The organism is Streptomyces sp. NBC_00569 (assembly GCF_036345255.1).
Classification (GTDB): Bacteria; Actinomycetota; Actinomycetes; order Streptomycetales; family Streptomycetaceae; genus Streptomyces.
On sequence record NZ_CP107783.1, the window covers coordinates 7,695,181 to 7,713,992 of the forward strand.

Genomic DNA, 18,812 nt, shown 5'->3' on the forward strand with positions numbered 1-18,812 from the left:
CCGGTGACGGCGTGAGCGAGTCAGGGGCGGGCGGACTTCGGTCCGCCCGCCCCTGACGCTTGCCGCCGTGTGCCTACTGTGTCGGCGGGACCTGCGCGCGCAGCAGCGTCTGCAGACGCGTCGTACGCGGCTTGGCCGGGACCTCGGCCACGGCGCGCGGCAGGGCCGCGTCCGCGCCGTGCACCACCGAGAGGTGCCGCTCACCGCGGCCGAACGCCGTGTACACCCACGGGCGGCTCAGCGCCTGTGTCGCGTCGCCCGGCAGCACGACCACCGCCGCGGGCCACCGCAACCCCACCGCCTGGTGCGCGGTCAGCGCCCACCCGTGCCGCACGGTCCGCTCCACCGCGTCCTGCGGTACGACGACCGGGGTCCCGGCGCAGTCCAGGTGCAGGCCGTCCCCGTCGGCCCGCACCACCCGGCCGGGCACCGTGCGGCCAGGGGCCGGTACGTAGGCGATCCGGTCCTCCGGGTCGAAGCCGCCGAAGCGGCCGGGGCCGGGGTTGAGGCGCTCCTTGAGGGCCGCGTTCAGCACGCGGGTCCCGGCGGCGCCCCCGTGGCCGGGGGTGATGACCTGGGTCTGCTCGGAGGGCACGCCGATCGCCCGCGGCACCGAGTCGGCGACCAGCTGTACGGCCCGGTGGATCGCCTCCGCTGCGTCGCGCACCGGCACGATCACCACTTCCTTGCCGGGGGCCGCCACCTCGTTCAGCTCGCCCACGCCGATGCCGGAGACCAGCTCGCCGACCGGGCCGGGGTCCGGGGTGCGGGAGGCGATCTGGGGGCACACGCGGGCCGCGAGGAGATCCGCGAAGACCCGGCCGGGGCCCGCGGACCACAGGACGGACGGGTCGCCGCTGAGGACGAGCCGCGCGCCGTCCGGGAGCGACTCGGCGAGCATCGCGGCCGTCTCCACGTCGAGCTGCGGCGCGTCCAGGACCACCAGCAGGTCCACCGCGAGCGCGCCGTCCCGGTCCCGGCCGGGGCCCTCGGTGCCGGACAGCAGGCCGGACACGGTGACCGCGGTGCCCTCCGGGGCGCCGGGGCCGAAGTGCTCGGCGAGGCGGCGCCGCCCGTCGACGCTGTGCGCCGCGGCGCACACGCGCAGGCCGAGGCGGGCCGCGGCCTGGACGAGTGCGGCGGGCTCGGCGCGGGCCGCCTCGGCGCCCGTGTGCAGGACGAGGCCGTGTCCGGCGGCCGCCCTGATCAGCTCGGCGGTGGAACCGGCGGCCGCCGCGGCGGCCGGCTCCCAGTCCGTGAGGGCCTGCGAACTGTCGTCCTTGGAGAGGGAGTTGACCAGCCGGGCAAGACCGTCGGCGAGGCTCTCCTCGGCCAGCGCGTACCGCTCGAGGCCGACGAGCACCCGGACCGGCCGCTCGGCTTCGTCACCGTCCTGCGAGCCGTCCTCCGAGCCGTCCTGCGCTGCGCTCTCCTGGGCGCTCTCCGCGGCGCGGGCGGGCCCGCCGGGCGGCTCTTCCAGCGCGTCCTGGAAGACGAGCGCGTCGCCCTCCGCGATGGCGCTCTGCACCGCCTCGTCCGGGTCGGGCACGGCGCGCTTGCCCAGCGCCTGAGCGAGCAGTGGTGCGTCCAGGGCGGTGTGCCCCGCGACCGCGGCCTGTTCCAGCAGCCATACGGTCACGGCACGGCCCCTGCGTGCGTCGTCGGGGCCGCACTCGGCGCCGAGCAGTGCGCGGGCGAAGCCGTCCGCCTGCTCGGGGCGCACGCCCGGGACCCGCAGAAGCTGCCACGGGTCGTCCCGGAGCGCGCTGTCCGCGCCCTCGCCGAGCGTCGCGGCGGCGGGTGCGGCGAGCGAGGCGGGCGCGCCGCCCTCGGCCAGGAGGGCCCGCACGGCGTCGACGGCCTCCGCGGCCGGTTCGGCGGGCCCCGCGGGCGCGGCGGCCGGCGCACGGCGGACGGGCTCGGCGACGACCTTGCGGGGAGCCGGTGCCGGCTCGCTGAACACGGCGGCGGGCCGCTCGCCGCTCTCGACGGCCCGGACCGCGGCGAGGAGATCGGCGGCCGTACCGCTCAGCTTCCCCCCGGCCGCGATGGGCCCTTCCTTGGCCGCCTTCCGCTGGGCGATCCGCTCCTGCAACTCCCGCTGCGCGGCGATCTCGGCAGCGGCCTCGGACACGCCTTCGCCCTCGGCGCCGGGCTCCGCGGCGGCACCGGCACCGTCATCGGCTCCGTCGTCCGTCCCGGCCGGATCAGGGGCGCCGGCCCCTTCCTCGGCGGCGGTTTCCTCGGGGCCGGTGGCCTCCGCGCCTTGCCCGGCGCGGGGCGCGTCGGTGTCGGCCGGGCCCGGGTGGCCCTCCGCGGCAGCGGGCTCCGTACTCACAGCGTGCTCCAGTCCTGATCGGGATAGCGGTGCACGGGCGCCGACACGTCGTCGAGCGCCTGGCAGATCTCGTCAGGAAGACTAAGGGCCTCCACTGACAATGCCGCCGTGAGCTGCTGCGCGTTGCGCGCGCCGATGATGGGGGCGGCCACCCCGGGCCGGTCGCGGATCCAGGCGAGGGCGACCTGGAGCGGTGTCACCGCGAGGCCGTCCGCCGCCGTGGTGACCGCGTCGACGATGCGGGTCGCGGCGTCGTCGAGATACGGCGCGACGAAGGGCGCCATGTGGTCGGACGCGCCCCGCGAGTCGGCGGGTGTGGCGTTGCGGTACTTGCCGGTGAGGACCCCGCGGCCGAGCGGCGACGACGGGAGCAGTCCGATGCCGAGGTCGAGCGCTGCGGGCAGGACCTCCCGTTCGACCCCGCGCTGGAGCAGTGAGTACTCCATCTGCGTACTGGCGAGGCGGGTGCGTATCCCCGGTGCGGCCAGCTGCCACGTGCCGGCCTTGGCCAGCTGCCAGCCGCAGAAGTTGGAGACGCCCGCGTACCGGGCACGGCCGCTGCTCACCGCGATGTCGAGGGCCTGGAGCGTCTCGTCGAGCGGGGTGGCCGGGTCGAAGGCGTGGACCTGCCACAGGTCGACGTAGTCCGTGCCGAGGCGGGCGAGGGAGGCGTCGAGGGCGGAGAGGAGATGGGCGCGCGAGCCGTCGAAGCGGCGGTCCGGGTCGGGCACGCTGCCCGCCTTCGTCGCGATGACCAGATCGCGCCGTGGCACGAGGCCCTCGACGAGCTGCCCGAGGAGGTACTCGGCCTCCCCGCCCCCGTAGACATCGGCCGTGTCGACGAGTGTGCCGCCCGCTTCCCAGAAGGTCTTCAACAGGTCCGCGGCGTCGTGCTCGTCGGTGTCGCGGCCCCATGTGAGGGTGCCGAGCCCGATCCGGGACACGCGCAGGCCGGTGCGGCCGAGATGCCTCTGCTCCATGGGCGCTGAGATTACTGGCCGGAAGTCGGTTATTGGGGGCCTGTGGACAACCGGCCTCTGCCGACCCCCGGACCGGCGCGCTAGGGTGCCCGCACAAAGGACGTTACTGATCAGTAAGGGGATCGGCCATGGAGCTCGGCATCAACCTCGGTTACTGGGGCGCCGGAATGGACGCGGACAACCTGGCCGTCGCGCGGGAGGCCGACAAGCTCGGCTACGCCGTCTGCTGGGCCGCGGAGGCCTACGGTTCGGACGCGCCCACGGTGCTCTCCTACGTCGCCGCGCAGACCGAGCGCATCGACATCGGCTCCGCCATCATGCAGATCCCCGCCCGCCAGCCCGCGATGACCGCGATGACGGCCGCGACCCTCGACTCGCTGTCCGGCGGCCGCTTCCGCCTCGGCCTCGGCGTCTCCGGTCCTCAGGTCTCCGAGGGCTGGTACGGCGTGAAGTTCGACAAGCCCCTCGCCCGCACCCGCGAATACGTCGACATCGTGCGCCGCGCGATGAGCCGCGAGCGGCTGTCGTACGAGGGTGAGCACTGGACGCTGCCGCTGCCGGGTGGCCCGGGCAAGCCGCTCAAGCTGACCGTGCACCCGCAGCGCGAGCACATCCCGCTCTACATCGCGGCGATCGGCCCGAAGAACCTGGAGCAGACCGGCGAGATCGCCGACGGCGCCCTGCTGATCTTCCCGGCCGCCGAGCACCTGGAGGAGACCGCCCTGACGCACCTGCGGGCGGGGCGCGAGAAGGCCGGCAAGACCCTCGAGGGCTTCGACGTCGTTCCGACGCTGCCCCTCGCGCTCGGCGCCGACAAGGACGTGCCCGCGCTCGCCGACATGTTCCGCCCGTACACCGCCCTGTACGTCGGCGGCATGGGCAGCCGGAAGCAGAACTTCTACAACCAGCTCGCCCAGCGCATGGGCTACGAGAAGGAGGCCGCCGAGATCCAGGACAAGTACCTGGGCGGCGACAAGGAGGGTGCGGGGGCCGCGGTGCCGCATCAGCTGATCGACTCGACGACGCTGCTCGGCTCCGTGGACCGGATCGCCGAGCGGATGCAGGCCTACGCGGCTGCCGGGGTGACGACGCTGACGCTGGCCCCCGCCGGCTTCACGCTCGACGAGCGGATCGCGGCCCTGCGGGCCGGTACCGAGGCGCTGGAGCGGGCCGGACTGGCGTAACACGGGGAGAGGGAAAGTTCTGCGGCCGTGGTGGGGGCTCGGGGGTCTTCCCCGCCACGGCCGTCACGGGTAACAACGTCTCATCGGGCACCTGGTTACGCCCCGGGACCCTCTCGGGGGGTCCTTCCTTCGGCCGAGTGGCCCCACACAGCTGTTGCCCGGTCCGGCATGCCGTATTTGACTCGTTTTCGGCGGAACCCCGCAGGAACGCGGCGCGCACGGAGGTGCCACAGATGCTGTCGGCCAAGAGTCTGTTCCAGGAGATCCTCGACGACGACGAGTCTTTCCGGCTCTTCTGCTCCATCGCGGCGAGCGGGGAGGCGCAGGGAGGCTGGGAGAACGGCCGTATCGCAGCGCTCGTCCCTCTGAGTGAGCGGGACCTCGCGCCCAAGGTGGCGCGGCACGGCGCCGACGAGGACAAGCACGGGCGGATCTTCAACGCACTGATGAAGAAGCGCGGCCTGCAACCCGTGGACGTACCGCCGGAGACCGACTACACGATGCTCTTGGAGCAGCACGGCATCGGCCTCGCGCACCAGCAGCTCAAGGCCGACGAGCCGCTCACCGTGGGGGATGTCGTCATGTATCTCGCCCACAGCCGGGTCACCGAGCAGCGGGCCTCCGAGCAGATGGACCTGCTGCGCAAGTACTTCGCGGACGACCCCGACATCGGCCGCGCGGTGAAGATGATCTCGGACGACGAGGACAACCACCTCGCGTACTGCCACGAGGAGCTGCTGCGCTTCGCGTACGCGGGCCACGGCCGTGACATCCAGCGCATCCTGCGCGAGTGCGCCCTCGAGGAGATCCGCGTCTACCGCGATGTCAGCCTCGCCGTCATGGAGCACATGGGGCACATCCTGCGCTGGTCTAAGCCCAAGGCGGCCCTGCTCGCGGCCGGCATCCACGCCGTGTACGCGTACGAACGCCTGCTCGGCTGGCGGCGGATGGTGTCCCTGGAGATGCCGGAGCGGCGCAACGCGCTCGGCGGGCCCGCGACGAGCGCGGTCGAGTTCGCCTAGGCCTCCCGCCGGAGGCGCGCTACAGCCAGCCGCGCCGCTTGAACGTCCGGAACAGCAGAAGCTCCAGGGAGAGCATCAGGAGGATCACCAGCGGATACGACCACGTCCAGTGCAGCTCCGGCATGTGGTCGAAGTTCATGCCGTAGACGCCCGCGATCAGCGTCGGGACCGCGACCATGGCGGCGTACGCCGAGATCTTGCGCATGTCGTCGTTCTGCCGCACGCCCATCTGTGCCAGATGCGCCGACAGGATGTCCGAGACCAGCCGGTCGAGGGCGTCCACCGACTCGTTGACGCGCAGGAGGTGGTCGCTGACGTCGCGGAAGAACGGTCGCGCCGAGTCGTTCACGAAGGGCACGGATCCCACGAACTGGCCGGTTCCGGAAAGCCGTGCGAGCGGGAGCAGCAGTGGGCCCGTGGCCCTGCGGAACTCCAGGATCTGACGCTTGAACGTGTAGATCCTGGACGCCGTGTTGCGTGAGCCGCCCCCCTCCGGCGAGAACACCTCCGCCTCCAGCTCCTCCATGTCGGTCTGCAGTTCGGTCGCGACCTCCAGGTAGTGGTCGACGGTCGCGTCGGCGATCGAGTACAGGACCGCGGTGGGCCCGTGCCGCAGCACCTCGGGATCGGCCTCCAGCCGCTTGCGCACGACCTTCAGGGGCGCGCCCTCGCCGTGCCGGACGGTCACCACGAAGGAGTCGCCCATGAAGAGCATGACCTCCCCGGAGAAGACCTTGTCGCTGGCCGGTTCGTACACGACCGGCTTGAGCACCACGAACACCGAGTCGTCGTACACCTCGAGCTTCGGCCGCTGATGCGCCTTGAGCGCGTCCTCGACGGCCAGCGGATGCAGCCCGAACTCGGCGCTGACCCGCTCGAACTCGTCCTCCGTCGGCTCGTGCAGGCCGATCCAGACGAAGGAGTGGCCCTCGGCCCTGGCCTCGGCGAGCGCGTCGGAGAAGTCCGCAGGCCCATCGGTCCTGCGCCCGTCCCGGTAGATGCCGAAGTCGACGATCACGCTTCGTATTCTTCCCAGGGGGCGCCGGGGCCGCACGTCGCACTGCGCCTAGGCTGGCCCGCATGCCCACGCTGATTCTCGTCCGGCACGGACGCTCCACCGCCAACACCGCGGGCCTGCTCGCCGGGTGGACCCCCGGTGTGTCCCTCGACGAGCGCGGCGCCGCCCAGGCCGCCGCCCTGCCGCAGCGGCTGGCCGCGGTGCCCCTCGCCGAGATCGTCACGAGCCCCCTCCAGCGCTGTCAGGAGACCCTGGCCCCGCTCCTCGCCGCCCGCCCGGAACTCACCCCGCACACCGACGACCGCATCGGCGAGTGCCACTACGGCGACTGGTCGGGCCGCAAGCTCGCCGAGCTCGTCGACGACCCGCTGATGGAGGTCGTGCAGCAGCATCCGTCGGCCGCCGCGTTCCCCGGCGGCGAATCCATGCGGGCCATGCAGCACCGGGCCGCGGAGGCCGTACGCGAGTGGAACGCGCGCGTGGAGCGCGACCACGGCCCGGACGCCGCGTACCTGATGTGCTCCCACGGCGACATCATCAAGTCGCTCGTCGCGGACGCCATAGGGCTTCATCTGGACCTCTTCCAGCGCATCTCCGTGGAGCCCTGCTCGGTCACGGCGATCCGTTACACCCGGCTCCGTCCCTATCTCGTCCGCCTGGGCGACACCGGCGACTTCGCGTCGCTCGCCCCGCGCGAGAAGCCGTCCGAGGGGGACGCCCCGGTCGGGGGCGGCGCGGGCGCCCCGTGATCGTCCGCCGCAGTAGGGTGAAGCCGTCGCAGTAACTGCAGTTGTTGCCGCGCCCGATCAAGCAGTCGGTCCCAGCAGTCGATTCCAATGGAGACAGGACGTGTCCCGTCAGGTGTTCCTCTACGACCCCCCGGAGCGCTTCGTGGCCGGCACGGTCGGGCTCCCCGGGCGCCGTACCTTCTTCCTCCAGGCCTCGGCCGGTGCCCGTGTGACGAGTGTGGCCCTGGAGAAGACCCAGGTCGCCGCCCTCGCCGAGCGCATGGACGAGCTCCTCGACGAGGTCGTGCGCCGCAGCGGCGGGAACGCGCCGGTGCCCGCCGTCGTGCCCACGGAGATCCACGACACCGCGCCTCTCGAGGCGCCCGTCGACGAGGAGTTCCGGGTCGGCACGATGGCCCTCGCCTGGGACGGCGAGGAGGAGCGCATGATCGTCGAGGCGCAGGCGCTCGTCGAGCTCGACGCGGACTCCGACGAGGACCTCGCGGAGGCCGAGGAACGGCTGCTCCAGGACGAGGAGAACGGCCCCCCGATGCTGCGGGTCCGGCTCACCGGCGTACAGGCGCGCGCGTTCGCCAAGCGCGCTCTGGACGTCGTGAACGCGGGGCGTCCGCCGTGCCCCCTGTGCAGTCTGCCGCTCGACCCGGAGGGACACGTATGCCCGCGTCAGAACGGATACCGACGAGGAGCGTGACCGTCTCGGACACGGACCTCCTCACCAGGGGCGAGCTGGCGGTCCAGGGGCGCATCCGTGAGGCGTCGAACGCGGTGCTCCTGTGCACGGTCACCCACGCGGGCCGAGAGGCGTCGTGCGTGTACAAGCCCGTCGCCGGCGAGCGCCCCCTGTGGGACTTCCCCGACGGCAACCTCGCCCGGCGCGAGGTCGCCGCCTACGAGGTCTCCGAGGCCCTCGGGTGGAGCCTCGTGCCGCCGACCGTGCTGCGCGACGGGCCGTACGGCGAGGGCATGTGCCAGCTCTGGATCGACCAGCCCGAGGAGCCCGCCGAGGGGGCTGAGCTGCTCGCTCTCGTGGAGGGTGAGGAGCCGGGCGACGGCTGGAAGGCCGTCGGGTTCGCGGAGGTCGGCGAGGGGCGCACGGCGCTGCTCGTGCACGCCGACGACGTACGGCTGCGGCGCCTCGCCGTGCTGGACGCGGTGATCAACAACGGCGACCGCAAGGGCGGCCACCTCCTGGTCGACGCCGAGGGGCGCCTGTTCGGCATCGACCACGGCGTCTCCTTCAACACCGAGGACAAGCTGCGCACGCTCCTGTGGGGCTGGGCGGGGGAGCCCCTGACCGGAGAGGCCACCGACGCCCTGAAGGCGCTCACGGGCGCCCTGGGGGCCGGGAAACCCCTCGCGCTGCGGCTCGCGGAGCTGATCACCGTGGCCGAGCTGGACGCCGTACGCGCGCGGGTCGACGCGATGCTCACGACCGGGAAGCACCGGGCGCCGAGCGGGGAGTGGCCGGCCATCCCGTGGCCGCCCGTCTGAGCCGGTCTGCCCGAGCCGGTCTTCCGGGCCCTGCGGTCCGCGTCGTCCGGGGGCGCATGTCGGCGGCTGCGGCTACGTTCGAAGAGATCCCTCAGGGGATCCCTGGAACGGAGGCCACGCCGTGAAACTGATCGTCGAGGACCGGATCGACCGGCCCGTGAAGGACGTGTTCAACTCCATCGTGAGCCCGGAGGGGCTGTCCAGCTTCTTCACAGCTGACGCATCCGCCCCGATGATCCCCAACACCACGGTGACCTGGCGTTTCGGCCATGTCGACGCGACCTTCGACGTCGAGGTCGGGCCCGTGGAGACGGACCGGCTGATCTCGTGGAGCTGGCCCGGGGGAGACGTGACCATCGAGCTGGAGCGGGCCGACGACGGCGCGGCCACGCTGCTCACGATCACCGAGCAGCCCATGAGGGAGAACCTGGAGGGCGCCGCGCGGGCCGTCGGGCAGACCCAGGGGTGGACGTACTTCGTGACGGGGCTCAGAGCCCATCTGCTGCACGGCATCCGTCACTTCGGACTCTCGGGCGCCATCCGTGCCACCGTCGAGCCCTGACACGGTACCCGAGCGGACCGCAAGAGGGCCTTCCCGGCCATCTGACCCGGTCCGGTTCGTATGCGGAAGCTCCGTCCGGTTAGGCTCATGGCATGCATGCCTGGCCCGCTTCTGAGGTCCCCGTCCTGCCTGGCAAGGGCCGCGACCTGAGGATCCACGACACCGCGACCGATGGCCTCGTCACCCTCGAGCCCGGTCCCGTCGCCCGTATCTACGTCTGCGGGATCACCCCGTACGACGCGACCCATATGGGTCACGCGGCGACCTACAACGCGTTCGACCTCGTTCAGCGCGTGTGGCTCGACACCAAGCGGCAGGTCCACTACGTCCAGAACGTGACGGACGTCGACGATCCGCTGCTCGAGCGCGCGATCCGTGACGGCGTCGACTGGACCGGACTCGCGGAGCGCGAGACCGCCCTCTTCCGCGAGGACATGACCGCCCTGCGGATGCTGCCGCCGCAGCACTACATCGGAGCCGTCGAGGCGATACCCGGCATCGTGCCGCTCGTCGAACGGCTCCGGGACATGGGCGCCGCCTACGAGCTCGAGGGCGACGTCTACTTCTCCGTCGAGTCCGACCCCCACTTCGGCCAGGTCTCCCGCCTGGACGCCGCCGCGATGCGGCTGCTGTCCGCCGAGCGGGGCGGTGACCCGGACCGCCCGGGCAAGAAGAGCCCGCTCGACCCGATGCTGTGGATGGCCGCCCGCGAGGGCGAGCCGAGCTGGGACGGCGGCTCGCTGGGCCGCGGCCGGCCCGGCTGGCACATCGAGTGCGTCGCCATCGCCCTCGACCACCTGGGCATGGGCTTCGACGTGCAGGGCGGAGGGTCCGATCTGGCCTTCCCGCACCACGAGATGGGCGCCTCGCACGCGCAGGTCCTCACTGGCGAGTTCCCGATGGCCAAGGCGTACGTCCACGCCGGCATGGTCGCCCTCGACGGCGAGAAGATGTCCAAGTCCAAGGGCAACCTCGTCTTCGTCTCGAAGCTGCGGCGCGACGGGGTCGACCCGTCCGCGATCCGTCTCGCGCTCCTCGCGCACCACTACCGGGCCGACTGGGAGTGGACCGACCAGGTCCTGAGCGACGCCGTCGAGCGGCTGGGCCGCTGGCGTGCCGCCGTGTCCCGCCCCGACGGTCCGTCCGCCGCGGCACTCGTCGAGGAGATCCGCGAGGCGCTGTCGAACGACCTCGACGCACCGTCCGCGCTCCTCGCGGTGGACCGCTGGGCCGCCCTTCAGACGGAGCAGGGCGGTACGGACGAGGGGGCGCCCGGCGTGGTGTCCCGCGCGGTCGACGCCCTGCTCGGAGTGGCGCTCTAGACACCTCGGCCCCGGGCCCGGCCCCGGGGCACCATCCCTCGACCGCCCCCGAACTCCACGGAGTTCGGGGGCGGTCACGTCTGCCCGTGCGACGACAGGCGCACAGCGAAGGGGCGGTGCACACCATGTGTGCACCGCCCCTTCCGAGCCATCTGTCGCTCTACTCCGGCGAGTCCTCGGAGGAATCGTCCCCGGAGTCCGAGGACGTGTCCGTGTCACCCGTCCCGCCGGGGGTCTCCGTGCCCGCATCGGGGCGCTGGGGCCGCGGCGGCCGGGTGCGCTCGCTCGGGGTGTCCCGCAGGTACGACGCCGTGTCGCCGCCGTCCGTCGCGTGGCCGGCCGGTCCGCCCGGAGGGCCGCCGCCGTCCCTGCGCCGCAGATAGCGCTCGAACTCGCGGGCGATCGCCTCGCCGGACGCCTCGGGAAGCTCCGCGGTGTCCCGCGCCTCCTCCAGCGACTGCACGTACTCGGCGACCTCGCTGTCCTCCGCCGCCAGCTGGTCCACGCCCAGCTGCCACGCCCGGGAGTCCTCGGCCAGCTCGCCCAGCGGGATGCGCAGGTCGATGAGGTCCTCCAGGCGGTTGAGCAGCGCCAGCGTCGCCTTCGGGTTCGGCGGCTGCGACACGTAGTGCGGCACCGCCGCCCACAGGGAGACCGCGGGGACGCCCGCGTGTGTGCAGGCCTCCTGGAGGATGCCGACGATGCCCGTCGGACCCTCGTACTTGGTCTCCTCCAGGTCCATGGTGCGCGCCAGGTCCGCGTCGGACGTGACGCCGCTGACCGGCACGGGCCGCGTGTGCGGGGTGTCGCCGAGCAGCGCGCCCAGGATGACGACCAGCTCGACGCCCAGCTCGTGCGCGAAGCCGAGCAGTTCGTTGCAGAACGAACGCCACCGCATCGACGGCTCGATGCCCCGGACCAGGACCAGGTCGCGCGGCTTGTCGCCGCCGACCCTGACCACGGAGAGCCGGGTCGTCGGCCAGGTGATCTTGCGCACGCCGCCGTCGAGCCACACCGTCGGCCGGTTGACCTGGAAGTCGTAGTAGTCCTCGGCGTCGAGCGCCGCGAACACCTCGCCCTTCCACTCCTTGTCGAGATGCGCGACCGCGGCGGATGCGGCGTCACCGGCATCGTTCCAGCCTTCGAACGCGGCCACCATGACCGGGTCGACCAGCTCGGGAACCCCCTCGAGCTCGATCACCCAGCGCCTCCTTCCGACGTTCCCCCAGTGCCCTGACGGCCTGGGAGAGACCCCCATCGCGTACCTGCCCACCTTACGGCGTGCGCGAGGGCCATCCGCAGCCCCCTTGTACGGGGGAGTGACCGGATCACTGCCCCGCGATCCGCCCTCGCACTCCCCCTTCACGCCTGTAGCGGAAACCGCCTCAGAGTGTGGAGCGCAGCCACTGCTCCACGCTCGCGATGTGCACCGTCGCCCAGGACCGCGCCGCCTCCGCGTCACCGTCGCGCAACGCCGCCAGGATCGCCCGGTGCTCGTGCAGGGTCCGGCTGACCGCGTCCTCCTGCGTCAGGCCGCGCCAGACGCGGGCCCGGGTCGTCGGGCCGGACAGGCCGTCGAGGAGCGAGCACAGGACCGAGTTGCCCGAGCTCTGCACGATGCCGCGGTGGAACTCCAGGTCGGAGGCGACGAGTTCCTCCACCGAGGGCGCGGCGCCGAGCGCGTCCAGCTGGGCCGCGAGCGCGTCGAGCCGTGCCTCGTCGATCCGGGTGGCGGCCATCGCGGTCGCGGCCGGCTCCAGGATGCGACGCACCGCGAGAAATTCGAGGACGGTGTCGTCGCGGTGGAAGTCGACGACGAAACTCAGGGCCTCGAGGAGGAGTTGGGGGTCGAGACTGGTGACGTACGTCCCGTCGCCCTGCCGCACGTCGAGGATGCGGATGAGGGACAGGGCGCGGACGGCCTCGCGCAGGGAGTTGCGGGACAGGCCGAGGTCGGCGGCGAGTTCACTCTCCTTGGGGAGCCGGTCGCCCGGGCGCAGGGCGCCGGAGACGATCATGCCCTTGATCTTCTCGATGGCCTCGTCGGTGACAGCCATGGCGGCCTCCCTGTCCTCGGTTGGAGCGCCACCGTCTGGAGCGCCGATACCTCCGATGTATCGGCCCATTATGTGTGCACGGACGCGGTGGGCGGGACGTAGTCCCGTAACCACGACCTGATCGTGCGGGTGCGGGAGCGGAACACGCGCACGACGGACGACGCAACGCCCGGCCAGGGTCTCCCCGGCCGGGCGTCCTCAACTCGCCTGGCTCTTCTCCAGGTCGGAGCGGTCCGTCGTGGACCGCGCACTCGCGTCCGACGGAGCCTGAACCGGCCGCGCGAGCAGCCAGGCCCCGCACACCAGCGTGATCGCTTGTGCCCCGGCCAGCAGCGCGAACCCGGCGCCGAAGCCGTGCCCGCCGCTCGCCGCGATGGCCACGCCCATCAGCGTCGGCATGAATGCCGAGACCAGGTTGCCGACCCCGTTGACCACCCCGTACGCGCTGCCCACGAAACGGGCCGGCGCGCAGTGCTGGACCAGCGTGGGTATCGCCGGGCCCTGCAGGCCCCAGAACCCGCCCGCGAGGACCAGTCCCGTCGCCGCCGCCCCGTCGCTGTCCGCCCCGGCGACGAGGAGGACACAGACCGCCGTACCGGCCGAGCCGACGACGAACGGCAGCGCGAGCAGCCGCCGCGGCAGCCGGTCGAGCAGCAGACCGCCGAGGAACCCGGACACCAGCGACATCAGGAACGGCAGCGACGACACGGCGCCCATGGCGGCCAGGGAGAAGTGCCGTTCCTGCAGCAGATACGACGGCAGCCAGGCGCTCGAACCCCACAGATACGCGAGCGTGGCGATCTCGATGAGCAGGATCGGCGCCAGGCGCGGCATGCGCAGGGCGCCCTTGAGGGTGGCACCGAACCCGGGCCGGCGGGCCCTCGCCACACCCCGGCCGCGGACGAACAGGGCGATCAGCGGCAGGCCGATCACCGCGTTGAGCGCGGCCAGGGCGAGGAACGACGTGTGCCAGTCGAAGCGGTAGACGAGATACGTGATCAGGGGGAGGCCCGCGGCCGTGCCCAGGGACACCCCCATCGAGCTGACCGCGTTCGGCCTTCCCGCCTCGTGCGGCGAGAAGTGCTCGCGCACGTACATCGTCTTGAGCGAGAACAGCGGTCCCTCGGCCGCGCCCAGCAGGGCACGCAGCACGGTGAGCGTGAGCGCGCCCAGGGCGTACGGCGACAGCAGGGTCATCACCGACCACAGGGCCACGCTCACGAACAGGCCGCGCCGCACCCCGAGCGTCGTCTCGTAGAACGGGGTGAGGAAGAACGCCGCGACGCCGTACCCCAGGAGGAAGACGGTCGACAGGGCGCCCTGCGCCACCCGGTCACCGGTGATGCCGAAGTGGTCGGTGAACGCCTCGTCGGTGATGAGGACGGAGACGTTCACGCGATCCACGTAGCTGATCAGGACGATGACCAGAAGGCTGAGGACACCCAACCAGCGGGCCCTCGGACTCATGCGGGTGCCTGCTCCGCGGCGGCAGCCCGGTACATGCGCCGCAGACGCACCACGCCCAGGTCGTGCTGGTAGAGGTTCTCGCGCTGATCGGCGTCCGCCGGCATGGCCTCCAGCATCACGCGGTCCTGTTCGAGCACCTCCCAGTGGCGCTCCTCGATGAGGGTCTTGTAGAGGAAGCGCCAGGTGTCGCGCTGCCAGCCCTCGACCCGGCGGTAGCGCCAGAAGAAGACACCGCAGCGCTGCTCGTCGACCGGGCAGACCATGCCGACGATCCCGAACGGGCCGCCGGGACCGGCCGACGGCGGGTACGGGATCGACAGGTCGACCCAGTCGATGCCGGTCTGGCACAGCTCGACCCAGTCGAAGTTGACGCCCCGCTGGTCGGTCTTCTCGAAGAAGTAGCCCCGGTCCGTCTCGCGGATGCGGAACTTGGCCGTCGTGTCACCGTCGTACATGGTGTGCGAGTCGTGGTGCAGGAAGGCGCCGTGCATCGGGTCGAGAAGGTTCTCGACGGCGTAGCGCCACGGCACCTCCCACTCCGCGTAGCACAGGATCGCGTCCGTGCCGGCGTCGGTGAGCGGCTCGGGGAGCGTCAACTCGACGGGCTCCGGGTGCTGTTCGTCACCGAAGTACGCGAGGATCGCGCCGCCGACCTCGCGCACGGGCAGCGACCTGACGAGCTTCTTGCCCTCCAGGTTGCAGCCGGGCAGGCCGGGCACCGAGGAGACGGTGCCGTCGCCCTCGACCTCGACGCCGTGGTACCAGCACGCCACCCGGTCGCCGAGGTGCTTGCCGAGCGACAGGGGCGCGCCGCGGTGCGGGCAGCGGTCCGCGAGCATGGACAGCGTGCCGTCGGAACGGCGGAACAGGAGCCACTGCTCGTCGAGCGCGGTCACCTTGCGCATGGCGCCGGGCGCGACGAACGAGGACGGTACGACGGGGTGCCACTGGTTGCGCAGGCCCGTCGCGTAGATGTGGTCGGCGGTCATCGGGGTCACGCTCCCAGTCGGTGCATCTCGGCGCGGAACGAGTCCTCGGTCCACGGGGCGCCGTCGGGGGCGTGGACCTGACGGGCATTGAGCCCACGGATGACGTCGGTGAGTTCGTGGCCGTCCTTGGTGAAGACCTCTTCGAGGGTGGCGGCCAGCTTGTACTCGTAGGGGGTGGGTTCGTGCGTACGGGACTGGTGGACGTCCAGGTACGGCCAGGTGGTGGTCACACGTGCCTCCAGGAAAGGGGTTACAGGTCGAGGGCCAGGCGGCCGGAGGCGCAGCGCGAGACGCAGATCATCATCGAGGCGCCCGCGGCCCGTTCGGCGTCGGAGAGCAGGAAGTCGCGGTGGTCGGGCGTGCCGTCGAGCACCCGGGTCTCGCAGGACCCGCAGATCCCGTCACGGCAGGAGCTGGCCACGTCCAGGCCGGCCGCCTCGGCCGCCTCCAGGATCGACGTGTCGGCGCCGACGGTGAGCGTGAGCCCGGAGGTGCGGCACTCGACCTCGAAGCCCTCGTCGTCCGCGGACCGCTCGACGACCGGGGCCGCGAACCGCTCGACGCGCAGCCGGTCCGCCGGGCAGAGGGCCTCGATGGCGGCGAGCAGCGGCTCGGGACCGCAGCAGTAGACGAGCGTCCCGTCCGGCAGCCCGGCGAGAGTGGACGCGAGGTCGATATGACCCTGCTCGTCCTGCGGCACCACCGTCAGGCCGCCGCCCAGCGCGGTGAGTTCGTCGACGAACGCCATCGACGCACGGCTGCGGCCGCCGTACACCATGCGCCACGCGGCGCCCCGGCGCGCGGCCTCGCGGGCCATCGCGAGGATCGGCGTCACACCGATGCCGCCCGCGACGAAGACGTAGCCCGGAGCGTCCTCCAGCGCGAAGTGGTTGCGCGGCGCCGACACCGTGACCCGCCCGCCGGGGCGCAGCTTCGTGTGCACATGGCGCGAACCCCCGCGGGACGACGGCTCGTTGAGGACGCCGATGCGGTACGACGCCGGGGTGCGCGGGTCCGAGCACAGGCTGTACTGGCGGACCTGCCCGCCCACGTGGACGTCGAGGTGCGCGCCGGGCTCCCAGGCGGGCAGGGGCTTGCCGTCCGGGTGGGTCAGTTCGACGGAGAGGACGCCGTCGGCCTCCCAGGTCATGCGGTGTACGAGGAGGTCCAGGAGGGTCTCGTCGGTTGCGGTCATGGCTGCGGGGCCTCCCTACGCGGTGGGGATCTTCACGGGCGGGGTGAACGGGTTCTTCATCGGGCCGAGCGCCGCGAGGTCGACCTCGACGAGCGTCGGCCCGTCGGAGGCGACGGCCTCGGAGATGACGGGCTCCGCGTGCTCGGCGGCGGCGATCCGCAGATACGGCAACCCGCAGGCCCGGGCGAGAAGTTCGAAGTCGGGCGTGGCGAGGTCGACGCCCGAGCGCCGGTCGCTGTGCCGGTCCTGCATGTTGCGCAGGACGCCGTAGCCGCCGTCGTTGAACACGAGGAGGGTCAGACGGGGGCGCTCCTGGGCGAGGGTGAGCAGTTCGCCGAGGTGCACGGCGAGCCCGCCGTCACCGGCGATGACGACCGTGGGCGCGTCGGGCCTGGCGAGCGCGGCCCCGATGCCCATGCCGAGGCCCTGCCCGATGCCACCGCCGCGCGGGAAGACGTTGTCGCGCGGGTCGTACATGTCGAGGAGCCGGTTGCCCCAGCTGCTCGACGGGATGGTGACGTCGCGGGCGACGACGGCCTCGCGGGGGAGCGCGGCCCGGATCGCGTCGCAGACGGCGGCCTGCGGGCCGATGTTGTCGTGCAGGGTGGCGCGCACCTCGTCGCGGACCGCGGTGACCCGCGCCGTCCAGCCCGGCTCGGCGGGCTTCGCGTACGGGAGCAGCCGCTCCAGTACGCCGGCGGCGTCGCCGTGCAGCGCGTGCGGGGCCGGGTAGACACGGCCGAGCGCGTCCGCGTCCAGGTCGATCTGGATGTGGGCGGCGGGGAGTTCGAGGCCGTAGTCGGCGGTCTCGTTGGACCGGAAGTGGGTGCCGATCGTGACCAGCACGTCGGCGTCGGTGAGCAGGGCGCGCCCGGCCGGCGTCGTCGCGAAGTTGCCGACGACCTGCGGGTGGTCCTCGGGGACGGCACCGCGTCCGGAGTTGGACGTCAGGAGAGCGGCGCCGGTCGCGGCGAGCAGGTCCGCGAGCTGGGTACGGGCGCGGGCGGCACCGCCACCGGCCCAGATCACCGGGCGTCCGGCCGACGCCAGCAGGGCGCCCGCGGCGGCGAGTTCGTCGTCACCGGGCGCGGGCACGGCGGCCTGAGCGGACTCCTCCACGGCGGTGTCGGTCTGGGCCGCGTACTGGAGGTCGACCGGCCACTCCACGCTCGCGGGGCCGCCCGGGGCGGTGAGCGCGGCACGGGCGGCCTCGCGCAGGATGCGGCCCGCCGCGTCGGTGGACGGCACCGTCGCGGCGTACTTGGAGACCGCCGTCAGCATGCCCAGCTGGTCCTTGGTCTCGTGGATGAAACCGCGGCCGCTGCCCAGGAACTCCGACTCGACCTGGCCGGTGATGTGCAGGACGGAGGTGCCGGACGCCAGCGCCTCGATCAGGGAGCCGGCCGCGTTGCCGGCGCCCGTCCCGGTCGACGTGAGGGCGCAGCCGAGCGTGCCGCGGGCCCTGCCGTAGGCGTCGGCCGCGTTGACGGCGGACGCCTCGTGGCGCACGGGCACGAACCGCAGCTCGCGGTCGACGGCCTCGACGAGCGGCAGGTTGTGCACGCTGACGATCCCGAAGACCGTGTCGATGCCCAGTTCCCGCAGAACGGCGACGAGGAGATCGCCTCCGGTGTCGTAACGCATGGTGGTCTCCTCAGAGGATGGAGCGGCCGACTCCGCCGCAGACGTCGATGCTGGTTCCGGTGATGTACGAGGCACGCGGCGAGAGCAGCGCGACGATCGCGTACGCGACCTCCTCGGCCCGGCCGAGCCGCCCGAGCGCGATCCCGCGGTCGGCGGCGAGCTCCGCCTGCCAGTCCTCGTAGGAGAGCCCGGACTCCGCGGCGGCGTGCCGGCGGGTCCACTGGCCGGTGTCGACGAGGCCGAGGCAGACCGAGTTGACGCGGATCCCCTCGGGGGCCAGCTCGGTGGCGAGGGACTTGGAGAGGTTGAGGATGCCGGCGCGGGCGGCGCTCGTCGTGATCAGCCGGGTCTCCGGCTGCTTGGCCAGGACCGCGTTGACGTTCACGACGGACGCGGCGTCGGACGCGGCGAGATGGGCGCGGGCGGCGTGCAGCGGGTTGAGGACGCCGGAGAACTTCAGCTCCAGCTCGTCGCGCCAGTCCTCGGCGGTGGACTCGTCGAGGCTCTTCATACGGGACTGGCCCGCGTTGTTGACGAGCCCGTCGAGGCCCCCGAAGGTGTCGGCGGCATGCCGGACGAAGTCCCGTACGGCCGTCGCGTCCCGCACGTCACAGACGCCGGTCAGGAGGCGGTCGCTGCCGAGGCGCGCCGCCGCCTTCGCGAGGCGGTCGGCGTCACGGCCGCAGGTCGCGACGCGCGCGCCCTCGTCCAGAAGGGCGCGGACCGTGGCCAGGCCGACGCCCGAGCTGCCGCCGGTGACCAGGACGGTCCGGTCGGCGAGGCCCAGATCCATG

The 18,812-nt window shown here is 72.6% G+C and carries 18 protein-coding genes; 7 read left to right on the forward strand and 11 right to left on the reverse strand.

The window, feature by feature from the left end; translation table 11 throughout:
* Positions 1-73 precede the first annotated feature (73 nt).
* Together OHO83_RS34625 and OHO83_RS34630 are read right to left on the reverse strand one after the other, a co-directional pair.
* Positions 74-2,338, reverse strand: a complete 2,265-nt coding sequence (locus OHO83_RS34625) for a helix-hairpin-helix domain-containing protein (RefSeq protein WP_330280245.1) — start codon at positions 2,336-2,338, stop codon at positions 74-76.
* Positions 2,335-3,318, reverse strand: coding sequence for an aldo/keto reductase (locus OHO83_RS34630; RefSeq protein ID WP_266668706.1), 984 nt, complete (start codon positions 3,316-3,318; stop codon positions 2,335-2,337). The genes OHO83_RS34625 and OHO83_RS34630 overlap by 4 nt, the downstream gene beginning before the upstream one ends.
* 128 nt (positions 3,319-3,446) lie before the next feature.
* On the opposite strand from OHO83_RS34630, the gene OHO83_RS34635 reads away from it, so the two are divergent.
* On the forward strand, positions 3,447-4,502 hold the full coding sequence (locus tag OHO83_RS34635) for an LLM class F420-dependent oxidoreductase (RefSeq protein WP_266668704.1): 1,056 nt from the start codon (positions 3,447-3,449) through the stop codon (positions 4,500-4,502).
* 233 nt (positions 4,503-4,735) lie between these two features.
* Positions 4,736-5,524, forward strand: a complete 789-nt coding sequence (locus OHO83_RS34640) for a ferritin-like domain-containing protein (protein ID WP_266668702.1) — start codon at positions 4,736-4,738, stop codon at positions 5,522-5,524.
* Positions 5,525-5,543: 19 nt separating this feature from the next.
* On the opposite strand, the gene corA is transcribed toward OHO83_RS34640, so the two are convergent.
* A complete protein-coding gene (gene corA / locus OHO83_RS34645) occupies positions 5,544-6,542 on the reverse strand; it encodes a magnesium/cobalt transporter CorA (RefSeq protein WP_266668697.1) in 999 nt (332 codons plus the stop codon).
* Positions 6,543-6,604: 62 nt separating this feature from the next.
* Between corA and OHO83_RS34650 the strand changes: the two genes are divergently transcribed.
* The 5 genes from OHO83_RS34650 (at position 6,605) to mshC (ending at position 10,666) form a co-directional block, all read left to right on the forward strand.
* A complete protein-coding gene (locus OHO83_RS34650; protein WP_329435930.1) occupies positions 6,605-7,291 on the forward strand; it encodes a histidine phosphatase family protein in 687 nt (228 codons plus the stop codon).
* Positions 7,292-7,391: 100 nt separating this feature from the next.
* Positions 7,392-7,982 carry a DUF3090 domain-containing protein gene (locus tag OHO83_RS34655; RefSeq protein ID WP_266566185.1) on the forward strand — a complete coding sequence of 197 codons (591 nt, stop codon included), beginning with the start codon at positions 7,392-7,394 and terminating at the stop codon, positions 7,980-7,982.
* Complete coding sequence (locus tag OHO83_RS34660; RefSeq protein WP_266668692.1) at positions 7,946-8,782, forward strand: SCO1664 family protein; 837 nt, start codon at positions 7,946-7,948, stop codon at positions 8,780-8,782. Before OHO83_RS34655 ends, OHO83_RS34660 begins: the two co-directional genes overlap by 37 nt.
* 121 nt (positions 8,783-8,903) lie before the next feature.
* Positions 8,904-9,344, forward strand: coding sequence for an SRPBCC domain-containing protein (locus OHO83_RS34665; RefSeq protein ID WP_266668690.1), 441 nt, complete (start codon positions 8,904-8,906; stop codon positions 9,342-9,344).
* Between the two features lie 92 nt (positions 9,345-9,436).
* A complete protein-coding gene (gene mshC, locus OHO83_RS34670) occupies positions 9,437-10,666 on the forward strand; it encodes a cysteine--1-D-myo-inosityl 2-amino-2-deoxy-alpha-D-glucopyranoside ligase (protein WP_266668688.1) in 1,230 nt (409 codons plus the stop codon).
* Between the two features lie 160 nt (positions 10,667-10,826).
* On the opposite strand, the gene OHO83_RS34675 is transcribed toward mshC, so the two are convergent.
* From OHO83_RS34675 to OHO83_RS34710, 8 genes are all read right to left on the reverse strand, one after another.
* Positions 10,827-11,867, reverse strand: coding sequence for a PAC2 family protein (locus OHO83_RS34675; protein ID WP_329435931.1), 1,041 nt, complete (start codon positions 11,865-11,867; stop codon positions 10,827-10,829).
* A gap of 184 nt (positions 11,868-12,051) precedes the next feature.
* The gene (locus OHO83_RS34680; protein WP_116503058.1) at positions 12,052-12,723 is read right to left on the reverse strand and encodes a FadR/GntR family transcriptional regulator; all 672 of its coding nucleotides are present in this window, start codon (positions 12,721-12,723) and stop codon (positions 12,052-12,054) included.
* A 198-nt stretch (positions 12,724-12,921) separates the two neighbouring features.
* Positions 12,922-14,190 (reverse strand): MFS transporter, encoded by a 1,269-nt coding sequence (locus OHO83_RS34685; protein ID WP_330280246.1) that lies wholly within the window; start codon positions 14,188-14,190, stop codon positions 12,922-12,924.
* On the reverse strand, positions 14,187-15,179 hold the full coding sequence (locus OHO83_RS34690; protein WP_266668680.1) for an aromatic ring-hydroxylating oxygenase subunit alpha: 993 nt from the start codon (positions 15,177-15,179) through the stop codon (positions 14,187-14,189). The genes OHO83_RS34685 and OHO83_RS34690 overlap by 4 nt, the downstream gene beginning before the upstream one ends.
* Before the next feature lie 5 nt (positions 15,180-15,184).
* Positions 15,185-15,409, reverse strand: a complete 225-nt coding sequence (locus tag OHO83_RS34695) for a recombinase-like helix-turn-helix domain-containing protein (protein ID WP_266668678.1) — start codon at positions 15,407-15,409, stop codon at positions 15,185-15,187.
* 20 nt (positions 15,410-15,429) lie between these two features.
* Positions 15,430-16,374 carry a PDR/VanB family oxidoreductase gene (locus tag OHO83_RS34700; protein WP_330280247.1) on the reverse strand — a complete coding sequence of 315 codons (945 nt, stop codon included), beginning with the start codon at positions 16,372-16,374 and terminating at the stop codon, positions 15,430-15,432.
* A gap of 15 nt (positions 16,375-16,389) precedes the next feature.
* Positions 16,390-18,018: a thiamine pyrophosphate-binding protein gene (locus OHO83_RS34705; protein WP_266668673.1), complete on the reverse strand. Its 1,629-nt coding sequence runs from the start codon at positions 18,016-18,018 to the stop codon at positions 16,390-16,392.
* Positions 18,019-18,028: 10 nt separating this feature from the next.
* Positions 18,029-18,811: an SDR family oxidoreductase gene (locus OHO83_RS34710; RefSeq protein WP_116503067.1), complete on the reverse strand. Its 783-nt coding sequence runs from the start codon at positions 18,809-18,811 to the stop codon at positions 18,029-18,031.
* Between the last annotated feature and the right edge of the window lies 1 nt (position 18,812).